The organism is Pseudomonas syringae KCTC 12500 (genome assembly GCF_000507185.2).
Classification (GTDB): domain Bacteria; phylum Pseudomonadota; class Gammaproteobacteria; order Pseudomonadales; family Pseudomonadaceae; genus Aquipseudomonas; species Aquipseudomonas syringae.
Genome location: NZ_AYTM02000002.1, coordinates 4930947 through 4944180, shown reverse-complemented (window position 1 = coordinate 4944180; position 13234 = coordinate 4930947). Strand labels below are relative to the sequence as shown.

Here is a 13234-nt window from a genome sequence, read left to right as displayed (position 1 = left end):
AGATCAGCAGGGAATATTATTGACTGGGCCTGACAGCACCGCCTAAGCGTTCCATGAAATGGTTTTCGAACGGGACCAATGCTCGGATACTGGATATCTGATGGATGCTGCAAACATGGTGTCAGCAATTGACTCGCGTGGGCCGGGTCTGACATTTTTGAAAAGGAGGCAGGCATGAAAAACCAACGAGTCACGCAAAAGTCACGCGCATGAAAAAGGCCAATGCTGCAAACATTGGCCTAAGTCATTGAATTATATGGTCGGGACGGAGTGATTCGAACACTCGACCCCTAGCACCCCATGCTAGTGCGCTACCGGACTGCGCTACGCCCCGACTAGGCGTGTATCTGTTTTGCAACGTGCGAAAACGTTGAGGAATATACCCTAAGCATTTGAATTTTGGAAGTATCCTGACTGCTCAATTACGCCTTGAGCATGACGAGTACGTCTTCCAGCTCCGCAATCATCTCGCGGATCATCTGCTTGTACTGCTGGGTGTCGTCCTTTGGTTCACCGCTGGTAAGACGAAGTCGGGCGCCACCGATGGTGAAGCCCTGATCGTACAGCAGGCCGCGGATCTGGCGGATCATCAGTACGTCCTGGCGCTGATAATACCGACGGTTTCCGCGTCGCTTGACTGGGTTGAGTTGAGGAAACTCCTGCTCCCAATAACGCAGAACGTGCGGTTTTACCGCGCAGAGCTCGCTGACCTCACCGATGGTGAAGTAGCGTTTGCCGGGGATCGGCGGCAGCTCGTCGTTATGACTTGGTTCCAGCATATGCCTCAACTCGGGCCTTCAGCTTCTGCCCTGGACGAAAGGTGACCACACGGCGCGCCGTAATCGGAATCTCTTCACCGGTCTTGGGATTTCTCCCAGGCCGCTGGCGCTTGTCTCGAAGGTCGAAGTTGCCGAAACCTGACAACTTCACCTGCTCGTTATCTTCCAGAGCGTGCCTGATTTCTTCAAAAAACAGTTCGACCAGTTCCTTGGCTTCCCGTTTATTCAGGCCCAGCTCTTCGTACAGACGTTCGGCCATCTCAGCTTTCGTCAGAGCCCCCATACGCTACTTCCTTAACGTGGCGTTTAACCTCTCCTCAAGCGAGGTGAGGATAGCAAGTGTCGTTGCGTTTACCTCATCGTCATTAAGAGTGCGTGATGGATGCTGCCAGGTCAAGCCGACTGCAAGGCTTTTTCTATGCGGATCAATGCCTTTACCCTGGTAAACATCAAATAACCTGAGGTCTGTGAGCCACTCGCCTGCATTTTCACGAATAACGTCCAGAACTGCACTGGCCGAAACATCCCGATCAGCCAGCAGTGCCAGGTCGCGGCGCACTTCAGGGAAGCGCGACAGCTCGTGGAATTTCGGCAGACGGCCGGTCGACACTTCCGCCAGAACCAGCTCGAAAACAAACACCGGACGATCCAGGCCGAGGGTTTTCGACAGTTCCGGGTGAATGGCGCCCAGGAAACCGACTTCACGGCCATCACGCTCGATGCGAGCCGTCTGGCCTGGGTGCAAGGCAGGATGCTGACCCGGCGTGAAGGTGAACTCGCCCAACGCACCGGCAAAGCCCAGAACCGCTTCAACGTCAGCCTTGACGTCGAAGAAATCGACTACGTCGCGACCTTGCGCCCAGCCTTCCGGCAGGCGGCTGCCGCACACCACGCCAGCGAGCATCGGCTCCTGCTTCAAGCCGTCGAGCTGACCGACGAAGCGCAGGCCGCTTTCGAACATCCGCACGCGATCCTGCTGGCGGTTGAGGTTGTGCTGCAGGGCTTTGACCAGACCGGGCCACAGCGAGGCGCGCATGGCGGCCATGTCATTGGAGATCGGGTTGGCCAGCAGCAAGGGCTTGGCGCCCGGCGAGAACAGCTCGAACCATTTCGGGTCGATGAAGCTGTAGGTGATCGCTTCCTGATAGCCGCGGGCAACCAGCAGGCGGCGCAGCTCAGGCAGATCGCCCTTGGCTTCGGCCTTGGCCTGAGGAGCCAGACGGGCTTGCGGATAGCGGACCGGCAGACGGTTGTAGCCGTACAGACGCGCCAGCTCTTCGATCAGGTCGACTTCAAGGCTGATGTCGAAACGATGACTTGGCACTTCGACACGCCATTGCCCATCGGCTTCAGCAGTCACAGCCAGACCGAGACCTTTCAGCAGGCGTTCGATTTCGGCATTTTCGATCACCAGACCGAGCATCTGCTCGACGCGGCTGGCGCGCAGCGTAACCGGGGCAATCGACGGCAAATGCTGCTCGCTGACCACTTCGATCACGGGGCCGGCTTCGCCACCAGTGATTTCCAGCAGCAGACCAGTGGCCCGCTCCATGGCTTCACGGGCCAGTTGCCAGTCCACACCACGCTCATAGCGGTGCGAAGCGTCGGTATGCAAACCATAGGAACGCGCCTTGCCGGCCACCGAAATGGTGTCGAAGAACGCGCTTTCCAGGAAAATATCGCGAGTACTTGCAGTCACACCGCTGTGCTCGCCACCCATGACACCGGCGATCGCCAGCGCGCGCTGGTGATCGGCAATGACCAACGTGTCGGCACGCAGGCTGACTTCCTGACCGTCGAGCAGGACGAGCTTCTCGCCCTCCTCGGCCATGCGCACACGAATCCCGCCGTTGATTTCGGCCAGATCGAACGCATGCAGAGGCTGACCCAGCTCCAGCATCACGTAGTTGGTGATGTCGACAGCGGCATCGATGCTGCGCACGTCGGAACGACGCAGACGCTCGACCATCCACAGCGGGGTCGGACGCGAAAGGTCGACGTTGCGGATGACACGGCCCAGGTAGCGCGGGCATGCAGCCGGCGCCAGGACTTCTACAGGGCGCACTTCATCGTGTACAGCGCTGACAGCAGCGACCTGCGGACGGGTAACTTCAGCGGCGTACAGCGCACCGACTTCACGCGCCAGACCGGCCACCGACAAGCAGTCGCCACGGTTCGGGGTCAGGTCGACCTCAATGCTGGCATCGTCCAGGCTCAGATAGACACGAATGTCCTGACCGACTGGCGCATCGGCTGCCAGCTCCATCAGACCATCATTGCCCTCGCCGGCCTGCAACTCGGCAGCCGAACACAACATGCCGTTGGACTCGACGCCGCGCAGCTTGGCTTTCTTGATCTTGAAATCGCCAGGAAGCTCGGCGCCGATCATGGCGAATGGAATTTTCAGGCCCGGACGCACATTTGGCGCACCACAGACAACCTGAAAGGTTTCGCTGCCATTGCTGACCTGACACACACGCAGCTTGTCGGCATCGGGATGTTGCTCGGTGCTCAGCACCTCCCCCACCACCACGCCGCTGAAAACGCCGGCGGCCAGCGTCACGCTGTCAACCTCAAGACCGGCCATCGACAGACGAGCAACCAGCTCGTCGCGGGAAACCTGCGGGCTTACCCAGCCGCGCAGCCATTGTTCACTGAATTTCATCCTGCTCTCCTGAAGGGTTCGTACGACTTAGCGAAATTGCGCGAGGAACCGCAAATCGTTGTCGAAGAACAGGCGCAAATCATTGACGCCGTAACGCAGCATGGCCAGACGCTCTACGCCCATGCCGAACGCAAAGCCCTGAAACTCTTCAGGATCGATGCCGGACATGCGCAGCACGTTCGGGTGGACCATGCCGCAACCCATGACTTCAAGCCAGCCGGTCTGCTTGCAGACGCGGCAGCCCTTGCCACTGCACATGACGCATTCCATATCCACTTCCGCCGAGGGCTCGGTGAACGGGAAATACGAAGGACGGAAGCGTACGGCCAGCTCTTTCTCGAAGAACACACGCAGGAATTCTTCGATGGTGCCTTTCAGATCGGCAAAATTGATGTCGCGATCAACCAGCAGACCTTCGATCTGGTGGAACATCGGCGAGTGGGTGATATCCGAGTCGCTACGGTACACACGGCCTGGGCAGACGATGCGGATCGGCGGCTGCTGCGATTCCATGGTGCGTACCTGTACCGGCGAGGTATGGGTGCGCAGCAGCATGTTCGCATTGAAATAGAAGGTGTCGTGCATCGACCGGGCCGGGTGGTGGCCTGGGATGTTGAGCGCCTCGAAGTTGTGGTAATCGTCTTCGACTTCAGGGCCTTCGGCGATGCCGTAGCCGATGTGCGTGAAGAATTGTTCGATACGTTCCAGAGTACGGGTAATCGGGTGCAGACCACCTGAGGTCTGACCGCGGCCTGGCAGGGTCACATCGATGCATTCGGCTGCGAGCCTGGCAGTCAGTTCTGCCTGCTCAAACGATGCCTTGCGTGCATTGAGAACCTCTGTGACACGTTCCTTGGCAACGTTGATCAGCGCACCGACTTGCGGACGCTCTTCAGCAGGCAGGTTCCCCAGGGTCTTCATCACCTGAGTCAACTCGCCTTTCTTGCCGAGGTAGTGAACCCGGATTTGCTCCAGGGCATTGATATCTTCGGCGCTTTGCACAGCCTCAAGAGCTTGAGAGACCAGCGCGTCCAGGTTTTCCATGTACAGACTCCAGATACAAAATAGGGGAAGAGCTGAAGGCTCTTCCCCTATTTATGACGTTTAACACCGGCCCCGGAGAACCGGGGCAAGTGATTGTCGGGGACTTAGGCCAAGGTGGCTTTAGCTTTCTCGACAATCGCAGCAAACGCCGCTTTTTCGTTCACTGCCAGATCAGCCAGAACCTTACGGTCGATCTCGATGGACGCTTTTTTCAGGCCGGCAATGAAACGGCTGTAGGACAGACCGTTAACACGAGCACCAGCGTTGATACGAGCGATCCACAGAGCGCGGAACTGACGTTTTTTCTGACGACGGTCACGGTAGGCGTATTGGCCTGCCTTGATTACCGCTTGCTTGGCAACACGGAATACGCGTGAACGCGCGCCGTAGTAGCCTTTTGCAAGTTTCAGAATTTTTTTGTGACGCTTACGGGCAATGACGCCACGCTTTACACGAGCCATGAGTTACTTCCTCTATATCTTGATCAAAATTAACGAAGGCGCAGCATGCGCTCGACTTTTGCCACGTCAGACGGATGCAGCAAGCTGCTACCGCGCAATTGACGCTTACGCTTTGTCGACATTTTGGTCAGGATGTGGCTCTTGAAAGCGTGCTTGTGCTTGATGCCGTTGGCGGTTTTCAAAAACCGCTTAGCTGCACCACTTTTAGTCTTCATCTTTGGCATGTTCGGATACTCCGCATTCAGTTGATAAATATAACCGCAAGGCCTGCCGTGCCCTGGTGGTTATTTCTTCTTTTTCGGGGCGATGACCATGATCAGCTGGCGTCCTTCCATCTTAGGATGCTGTTCGACGGAACCGTATTCGAGCAGGTCACCTTCAACCCGCTTCAACAGCTCCATACCCAGCTCCTGGTGGGCCATCTCACGACCGCGGAATCTCAACGATACCTTGGCCCTGTCCCCGTCACTCAGGAAACGTACCAGGTTGCGTAGTTTTACCTGGTAATCCCCTTCCTCCGTCCCTGGACGAAACTTGATTTCTTTAACCTGGATCTGCTTCTGGTTCTTCTTCGCTGCAGCAACCTGCTTCTTCTTCTCGAAGATCGATTTGCCGTAATCCATCACACGGCAGACCGGAGGGAGTGCGTCGGCAGAAATCTCTACCAGATCCAGCTTCGCCTCTTCGGCAATACGAAGCGCTTCATCAATCGAGACGATGCCAATCTGCTCGCCGTCAGCGCCAATTAAACGAACCTCGCGGGCCGAGATATTTTCATTGATCGGGGCCTTGGGTGCAGCTCGTTTATCTTGTCTCATTTCACGCTTAATAATAATTACTCCGTATCTTGGCGACCACGCCGGGAAACCGCTTGTGCGAGGAATTCAGCGAATTGGGCGACCGGCATCGAGCCAAGGTCAGCGCCTTCACGTGTACGCACAGCGACAGTTTGCATTTCAACCTCCCGATCTCCAATCACGAGGAGATAAGGAACCTTGAGCAAAGTATGCTCACGGATTTTAAAGCCGATCTTTTCATTTCTCAAGTCAGACTTGGCACGAAACCCGCTTTCGGCCAGAGTTTTTTCCACTTCGAGGGCAAAATCGGCCTGTTTGTCAGTGATATTCATGATCACTGCTTGGGTAGGCGCCAGCCAGGCCGGAAATGCGCCTTCGTAATGCTCGATCAGAATTCCGATAAAACGCTCGAAGGATCCAAGAATCGCGCGGTGCAACATGACCGGATTCTTGCGACTGTTGTCTTCCGACACGTACTCGGCACTCAAGCGGATCGGCAGATTGAAGTCCAGCTGCAAGGTGCCGCACTGCCATACCCGACCGAGACAATCCTTGAGGGAGAACTCGATTTTCGGACCGTAGAACGCGCCTTCACCCGGCTGCAGATCATAAGGCAGACCTGCGCTATCGAGTGCAGAAGCCAGCGCCGATTCGGCACGGTCCCAAAGCTCGTCGGAGCCTACACGCTTTTCAGGGCGAGTGGACAATTTGAGTTCGATATCCTTGAAGCCGAAATCGGCGTAGACATCCAGCGTCAGCTTGATGAACGCGGCGGACTCGGCCTGCATCTGGTCTTCGGTACAGAAGATGTGCGCATCGTCTTGAGTGAAGCCACGTACGCGCATGATGCCGTGCAAGGCGCCCGACGGTTCGTTACGGTGACAGGCACCGAACTCGGCGAGACGCATCGGCAGCTCGCGGTAGCTCTTCAGGCCCTGATTGAACACCTGCACGTGGCAAGGGCAGTTCATCGGCTTGATCGCGTAGTCGCGACTTTCGGACTCGGTGGTGAACATATTGTCGGCGTAGTTGGCCCAGTGCCCGGATTTTTCCCAGAGCGAGCGATCAACTACTTGCGGAGTCTTGATCTCGAGGTAGCCGTTTTCACGCTGCACTTTGCGCATGTACTGCTCGAGCACCTGGTACAGGGTCCAGCCCTGCGGGTGCCAGAAGACCATGCCCGGCGCTTCTTCCTGGGTATGGAACAGACCAAGACGCTTGCCGATCTTGCGATGGTCGCGTTTCTCGGCTTCTTCGATGCGCAGAATGTAGGCCGCCAGCTGCTTCTTGTCAGCCCAGGCGGTGCCGTAGACACGCTGCAGTTGCTCGTTCTTGGCATCGCCACGCCAGTAGGCGCCAGACAGCTTGGTCAGCTTGAATGACTTCAGGAAACGCGTGTTCGGCACGTGCGGACCGCGGCACATGTCGACGTATTCTTCGTGGTAATACAGGCCCATGGCCTGCTCGTTCGGCATGTCTTCGACCAGGCGCAGCTTGTAATCTTCGTGACGGGCAGTGAACACCTCGATCACTTCAGCGCGCGGGGTGACTTTCTTGATGACGTCGTAATCTTTTTCGATCAACTGCTGCATGCGCTGCTCGATCGCCGCCATATCGTCAGGCGTGAACGGGCGCTCGTAGGCGATATCGTAATAGAAACCGTCGTCGATCACCGGGCCGATGACCATTTTTGCAGTCGGATACAACTGCTTGACCGCGTGTCCTACCAGGTGCGCGCAGGAGTGACGGATGATTTCCAGTCCTTCCTGATCCTTGGGGGTGATGATCTGCAGGCTGGCATCGTTTTCGATCAGGTCGCAGGCGTCGACAAGCTTGCCGTCGACCTTGCCGGCAACGGTGGCCTTGGCCAGACCGGCACCGATTGAAAGCGCGACATCGGCTACGGAAACCGCATGATCGAATGAACGTTGACTGCCGTCGGGAAGAGTAATAGTTGGCATGGCGCCTCCTCTCCTAGTGGTGACCCCTACCAAAGGTCACGTGGGTTGGGATGAGCCAGTACGTGATCCGGTGGTATGCCTGCCTCACAGTGGCAGGAGCCTTGGGGCCAACCTTGAACCGGACCAGATGACTGGAATGTACGAAAAAACCTGCCTGCGCTGCACCGAAAGCCATAGGCCATGGGGCGCTTGAAAATAACAGGACGCGCATCCTACCACAGCCAGGCCGACCGGGATGCACATCCACGCAAATCAAATGGAATTAACACGGCGCCTGAACTGGCAGGCTTCATGGGCGTCAGAAACCAGCGAGACCCCGTACGTTTTTTCCAGCAATAAGGAGAACACCATGAAGTTTTCACGCCTGACCAGCCTCCTCGTCTGCAGCGCCGCCCTCATCCCGCTGGGTGCTCACGCCGCGATGGACGGAGCGACACGCACTACCTTCACTCAGGAATGCGTTGCTGCGGCCAAGAAACAGGGGCTGAATGACAAGACCGCCGCGACTCACTGCGAATGCGGTGCAAAGCAGGTGGACAGTCATTTCACCGACAAGGAAATAGCCTCGCTCAAGGACACCAAGGCAGCGCCTCCCGCTGCATTGACGGCAAAACTGCAAAAACTGGTCGCGGAAAACTGCACGGCGACAAAATAATCATTTTTTTCAGCTGGGCTAAACCGCGCGCGGCAAGCACTGATGGCGGTTGGCCCAGACTCTTCTGAAAGCCATTGAAATCATGGCTTTAAGCGCCATTGATAAAGCCTGTTCTGTACTGGGTCTGGCACCTCGGAGGGCGGTTTGCAGAGTATGGTGAACTGCATATACGGGACCTTTACGCAAAGCGCCCACCTTAATAGCTGTTTTTTTGCTCATTTCGACTATGATAGCCCGGTGTGCCCAGTTGGCCTGAGCAGCACGTTACTGAAAATTATGTTTCTGGAGATACACCATGTCTAATCGCCAAACCGGCACCGTAAAATGGTTCAACGATGAAAAAGGCTTCGGCTTTATCACTCCACAAGGTGGCGGTGACGACCTGTTCGTACACTTCAAAGCAATCCAGAGCGACGGTTTCAAAAGCCTGAAAGAAGGCCAGACCGTTACTTTTGTTGCTGCTAAAGGCCAGAAAGGCATGCAAGCAGAAGAAGTTCAGGTGGCCTGATTCACCTGACACAAAAAAAACCCCGTCATTGACGGGGTTTTTTTATGCGCAAAAGAAAGTACCGGCTCAACCGCAATTGATCCGGGTGACCTTCCCCGATGCGTCGGTGTTGACGTTTACCCGCTCGGATCGGTATTCCAGCGTGACCATGTCGTCAGGACCGAGAATGCGCGCATCCTGCGAACCGGAACGGGCGCGGACTTGAGAAAGGAGGTCTATGGACGCTTGCTTGCCAATGGCGAACTGGGCAAGCCCTGCATCACAGCGGCCAGGTATCGCGTTGCTGGCTGGCGCGTCGGCCTTGACGGGCGCTTCAGCACTGGCACTGGCACTGGCACTGCTATCGGAAGCCGTACTGCTGCAGCCTGCCATCAATGAAGCCACGACCATAAAACCCAATGTTGCGAATTTCCGGGGCATACACCCTCCTCTGCCAATGAACATTTCCAGACCTGTCCGACCGCGCTCGGGCGCGTTGGTTGCACGGTCCGACCGAGATGCCTTGCGTAACCTGTTGATCTGTCTGGAACGGGAGTCTGCCTTGGCATGACACTGGACGCGCGAAGAAATCGTCACAAAACGTTTATCGCCGGTACTCATTGAACCGGGCTATCAGGATCATGTGTAAGTAGAAGTGTCAAAATGCGCGGGGGATGGTTTACTGCCAGAGACACAAGCGCCGGGACGCGAGCAGCGTGTACGTGGCCCTTCACTGGAGATCAGACAGACATGACAGCCATAACCCTAGACGCCGACATCAAGGCCAAGTGGCCTCAGGGCCACTGCTCGCACAGCCCCGGGAATCCGGAAGAGCTGATGATCATCGCAGTCGACCTGCTGATCAAGGAACTGGGCACCGAGGGTGCCCGCTCCTTCATCAGCCAGGTGCTGAGCCGCTATGCGGCGGCAGGACTGCCCGCCTGATACGCGGCTTCAGAATGCGTGACTACTTGAGACGCGCCAGTCGCTCGGTCAGCAGATCGAAGAAACCCTGAGCGTCGCCGTTCTCGACCCAGAATACGTTCTGCGGCTGCTTGAGCGTGCCGTACCAGTCGGCCACTGTCTGACCGAAACCGATCCCTTCACGAGTGTCCACCGCCACGTTGATCTGCCTTCCGGAGAACAACGCGGGCTTGAGCAGCCAGGCAATCACGCTGGCATCGTGTACAGGTCCACCGGGCAAACCGTAATGCTCCATGTCCAGCTTGACGTATTCATTGAGAATGCCGTCCACCAGCTTGCCAGCATTGTTGCCCAATGCGGCGATCTGCTTGAGGCGCTGTTCACTGGTGAGAATCTTGTGGGTCACATCCAGCGGCACGTACGTCAGCTTCACACCACTGGCCAGAACGATCTGCGCAGCGTGGGGGTCGGCGAACAGATTGAATTCGGCAACCGGAGTGATGTTACCGCCGTTGAAATGCGCGCCGCCCATGACCACCACTTCCTTGATGCCCTGGGTGATTTCCGGAGCTTGCACCAGCGCTAGCGCCAGGTTGGTCTGCGGGCCGAGCATGGCGATGGTGATGCTGTGCGGCTTGGCCTTGCTCAGGGTGCGAATCAGGTAATCGACAGCATTGCCTTCGGCCAGCCCCTTGGCGGGCTCATGCACGGGCACACCCGGTAAACCTTCCTGACCGTGAACGTTCTCTGCATAGATCGGTGTACGCACCAGCGGCTTGGGCGCACCGGCATACACAGGCACCTCTTCGCGCCCGGCCCACTCCCGCGCCAGCCTGGCGTTGCGCGAGGTCTTGTCGAGCCGCACATTGCCGGCCACCGTGGTGATAGCCATGACGTTCAGCTCTTCAGGTGACGCCAGCGCCAGCAACAACGCAACGACATCGTCCGCACCTGGATCGGTATCGATGATCAGATCGCGCTTTTCAGCCGCCTGGACAGCAGCAGTACCGAGAATGGACAAGAGCAACGCTCCACGAATGAACTGCCTGGAAAACTGTATCAATGTCATATGAAACTCCCTTTCTTGAATAACTAGAAGACGACTCCGGATACCAGCGCCACATTACTGTACGGCTGACATTCTCCGGTACGGATGATTGCCTTGGCCTTGCGACTCAAGACCTTGAGGTCTTCATGGCTTATCCAGCGTTGTTGCCCCAATTGGTCGTCGAGATTCAGGCTTTCGATCACCTGCAACGCAGGCGGCTTGACCTCGGCCATCTCGCTGGCCAGCACATGGCTTTCAACCTGCATTTCACTCAGCACGACATCCAGCACACTGATGAAATCCGGCACACCGCGGGTCAGCGCGAGGTCGATCAGTTCGACGCCTGCCGGTACTGGCATGCCGGCGTCGACGATCATCAGGATGTCACCGTGGCCCAGCGATGCAATCACGCGGGACAGGGCAATATTGAGTAACGGGGTCTTTTTCATAGCGAATTGAATTCCTGTACTTCCTCAAACGTCGGGATGGACGGCTGGGCACCCGCTCGGGTGACGGAGATGGCCGCCGCAGCCTGACCGAAACGAATTGCCTGCAACTCGCCATGGCCTGCGGACAATGCCGCCGCAAAACCGCCGACAAAGGTATCACCTGCAGCGGTGGTGTCCACGGCCTGCACGCGTCGCGCTGGAATATGCTCCATGCCAGACGCATTGGCGAACAGGGTTCCATGCTCGCCGAGGGTAATGATCACGTTGCGCGCGCCGGCCGCCAGCATGGATGATGCCGCGTTTTCAGCGGCAGCCGGTGAGTCAACGTTTACACCGGTCAGGGTCTGCGCTTCGCTTTCGTTCGGGATCAGGTAGTCGATCAGGGCATACCAGTTTGCCGGCAAGGGCTCGCTGGCAGGCGCAGGATTGAGAATGACGGTCTTGCCCAGCGCACGGGCGCGGGCCAAGGTATGGAAAACGGTCTCGGTCGGCACTTCGAGCTGGCAGATGACGATTTGCGAATCCGCCAGCAGCGTGTCGAAGCGCTCGATCAATGCCGGACTGAGCCGACCATTGCCACCGGCCACGATGACAATGGCGTTCTGGCTGTTGGCGTCGACCACGATCGAGGCGATACCGGTGGACACGCCCTCAACGACGGTCACCGCCTGACAATCGATCTGCTCGGCCAGCAACGCTGCACGCAATTGTTCGCCGTAGGCATCGGCCCCGACACAACCGATCATCGCCACGCTGGCGCCCAGACGTGCCGCAGCGACCGCCTGATTCGCACCCTTGCCGCCCGGCACGGTGTCAAATGTTTCCCCGCTCAAGGTCTCGCCGGGACGCGGCAGACGCTGGGCGCGGATGACCAGATCCATGTTCAGACTGCCCACTATCACTATTTTTGCTTGCATGGCTCATTAATCCGTTGCTGTACGTGCACGTCATTCGTTGGACAAAGTGTTTGGCGCTGCCGTGGACTCGCGCACCACGACGCTGGGCGTCACGAGTCTTTTTTCGGCAGGAAGCCCATGGGGTGTGGTGATTCTGCTCAGCAGCATTTCTGCAGCGGTTTCGCCCAATTGCATGATCGACTGCCCCACGGTGGTGAGCGCAGGATAAACGTAGCGACTCATCTGGATATCATCGAAACCGATCACCGACAGGTCCTGAGGCACGCGAATCAAGCGCTCGGCGGCGGCGCGCAGCACACCGATGGCAATCACGTCGTTGCCGGCAAAAATCGCGGTCGGCGGGCGTTCTTCCAGCAGTTGGCGCGCGGCCTCATGACCGGCAGAGCTGGTGAACTCACTGTGCAGCGCCCATTCGGCCCGGACCTGGACGGACGCCTGCTGCAGGGCGCGCCGATAACCCGCCAGACGCATCTCGGCCACGGTGCTATGAACTGGCCCGCCGATACAGGCAATGGCGCGATGCCCCAGGTCCAGCAAGCGCCGAGTCGCCAGATAAGCGCCCTGCTCATGGTCGATACGGATCATGTCGGCATCGATACCGTCCAGTTCCCGGTCAACGATCACCAGCGGCGTACGGACCTCGGCAAGTCCGCCTGCAACACCGGCATCACCACCGACCGAAGAGACAATCAGACCGTCCACGCGCTTTTCCAGCAGCACTCGCAGATAACCACGCTGTTTCTCCGGATTGTCATCGGAGTTGCAGAGGATCACACAAAAACCATTGCGCTCGCAGTAATCCTCGATGCCCCGCGCCAACTCGGCGAAGTACGGGTTCATACCGTTGGGAATCAACAGACCGATGGTCGAGGTGGTCTTGGCCTTCAGCGAACGCGCCACTGCACTGGGCACATAATCGAGCTGTGCAATGGCGGCTTCGACCTTGAGCCTGACCGGCTCGCTGACCGGCCGGGTCTTGTTCAGCACGTGGGAAACCGTGGTGTACGAGATACCCGCAAGGGCCGCGACATCCTTGATGGTTGCCAT

16 protein-coding genes and 1 tRNA gene are annotated in these 13234 nt (G+C 57.6%); 3 read left to right on the top strand and 14 right to left on the bottom strand.

Annotated features, from left to right (window positions below; all coding sequences use genetic code 11):
* Nucleotides 1-257: 257 nt before the first annotated feature.
* The 9 genes from V476_RS22145 to thrS all read right to left on the bottom strand — a co-directional run bounded on the left by V476_RS22145 (nucleotide 258) and on the right by thrS (nucleotide 7707).
* Nucleotides 258-334: transfer RNA gene (locus V476_RS22145), tRNA-Pro, on the bottom strand.
* Nucleotides 335-422: 88 nt separating this feature from the next.
* The gene (locus tag V476_RS22140; RefSeq protein WP_003315559.1) at nucleotides 423-779 is read right to left on the bottom strand and encodes a MerR family transcriptional regulator; all 357 of its coding nucleotides are present in this window, start codon (nucleotides 777-779) and stop codon (nucleotides 423-425) included.
* Entirely contained in the window at nucleotides 760-1062 is a 303-nt protein-coding gene (gene ihfA, locus V476_RS22135; RefSeq protein WP_002553164.1) for an integration host factor subunit alpha, read from the bottom strand. Before ihfA ends, V476_RS22140 begins: the two co-directional genes overlap by 20 nt.
* A gap of 3 nt (nucleotides 1063-1065) precedes the next feature.
* Nucleotides 1066-3444, bottom strand: coding sequence for a phenylalanine--tRNA ligase subunit beta (gene pheT / locus V476_RS22130; RefSeq protein ID WP_024960141.1), 2379 nt, complete (start codon nucleotides 3442-3444; stop codon nucleotides 1066-1068).
* 27 nt (nucleotides 3445-3471) lie between these two features.
* Nucleotides 3472-4488: a phenylalanine--tRNA ligase subunit alpha gene (pheS, locus tag V476_RS22125; RefSeq protein WP_003367019.1), complete on the bottom strand. Its 1017-nt coding sequence runs from the start codon at nucleotides 4486-4488 to the stop codon at nucleotides 3472-3474.
* Nucleotides 4489-4592: 104 nt separating this feature from the next.
* Complete coding sequence (gene rplT, locus V476_RS22120; protein ID WP_002553161.1) at nucleotides 4593-4949, bottom strand: 50S ribosomal protein L20; 357 nt, start codon at nucleotides 4947-4949, stop codon at nucleotides 4593-4595.
* Between the two features lie 29 nt (nucleotides 4950-4978).
* Nucleotides 4979-5173, bottom strand: a complete 195-nt coding sequence (rpmI, locus tag V476_RS22115) for a 50S ribosomal protein L35 (RefSeq protein WP_002553160.1) — start codon at nucleotides 5171-5173, stop codon at nucleotides 4979-4981.
* A 60-nt stretch (nucleotides 5174-5233) separates the two neighbouring features.
* Nucleotides 5234-5785 (bottom strand): translation initiation factor IF-3, encoded by a 552-nt coding sequence (infC, locus tag V476_RS22110; RefSeq protein ID WP_170855886.1) that lies wholly within the window; start codon nucleotides 5783-5785, stop codon nucleotides 5234-5236.
* Nucleotides 5785-7707, bottom strand: a complete 1923-nt coding sequence (thrS, locus tag V476_RS22105; RefSeq protein WP_003315564.1) for a threonine--tRNA ligase — start codon at nucleotides 7705-7707, stop codon at nucleotides 5785-5787. The genes infC and thrS overlap by 1 nt, the downstream gene beginning before the upstream one ends.
* Nucleotides 7708-8056: 349 nt before the next feature.
* Here thrS and V476_RS22100 point away from each other — a divergent pair, with 349 nt between their 5' ends.
* Nucleotides 8057-8362: a hypothetical protein gene (locus V476_RS22100; RefSeq protein ID WP_003416229.1), complete on the top strand. Its 306-nt coding sequence runs from the start codon at nucleotides 8057-8059 to the stop codon at nucleotides 8360-8362.
* Between the two features lie 295 nt (nucleotides 8363-8657).
* Nucleotides 8658-8870, top strand: coding sequence for a cold-shock protein (locus tag V476_RS22095; RefSeq protein ID WP_003315566.1), 213 nt, complete (start codon nucleotides 8658-8660; stop codon nucleotides 8868-8870).
* Nucleotides 8871-8936: 66 nt separating this feature from the next.
* Here the strand turns inward: V476_RS22095 and V476_RS22090 are convergent, their stop codons facing one another.
* Nucleotides 8937-9290 carry an I78 family peptidase inhibitor gene (locus tag V476_RS22090; protein ID WP_024960142.1) on the bottom strand — a complete coding sequence of 118 codons (354 nt, stop codon included), beginning with the start codon at nucleotides 9288-9290 and terminating at the stop codon, nucleotides 8937-8939.
* Nucleotides 9291-9599: 309 nt separating this feature from the next.
* On the opposite strand from V476_RS22090, the gene V476_RS22085 reads away from it, so the two are divergent.
* Nucleotides 9600-9794: a hypothetical protein gene (locus tag V476_RS22085; RefSeq protein WP_003315568.1), complete on the top strand. Its 195-nt coding sequence runs from the start codon at nucleotides 9600-9602 to the stop codon at nucleotides 9792-9794.
* Between the two features lie 22 nt (nucleotides 9795-9816).
* Here the strand turns inward: V476_RS22085 and V476_RS22080 are convergent, their stop codons facing one another.
* The 4 genes from V476_RS22080 to V476_RS22065 are packed head-to-tail and all read right to left on the bottom strand — an operon-like array spanning nucleotide 9817 to nucleotide 13234.
* Complete coding sequence (locus tag V476_RS22080; protein WP_016567905.1) at nucleotides 9817-10842, bottom strand: nucleoside hydrolase; 1026 nt, start codon at nucleotides 10840-10842, stop codon at nucleotides 9817-9819.
* Nucleotides 10843-10865: 23 nt separating this feature from the next.
* Complete coding sequence (gene rbsD / locus V476_RS22075) at nucleotides 10866-11270, bottom strand: D-ribose pyranase (RefSeq protein ID WP_003320864.1); 405 nt, start codon at nucleotides 11268-11270, stop codon at nucleotides 10866-10868.
* The gene (gene rbsK / locus V476_RS22070) at nucleotides 11267-12187 is read right to left on the bottom strand and encodes a ribokinase (RefSeq protein ID WP_024684328.1); all 921 of its coding nucleotides are present in this window, start codon (nucleotides 12185-12187) and stop codon (nucleotides 11267-11269) included. The genes rbsD and rbsK overlap by 4 nt, the downstream gene beginning before the upstream one ends.
* A 30-nt stretch (nucleotides 12188-12217) precedes the next feature.
* Nucleotides 12218-13234, bottom strand: coding sequence for a LacI family DNA-binding transcriptional regulator (locus tag V476_RS22065; RefSeq protein ID WP_024960143.1), 1017 nt, complete (start codon nucleotides 13232-13234; stop codon nucleotides 12218-12220).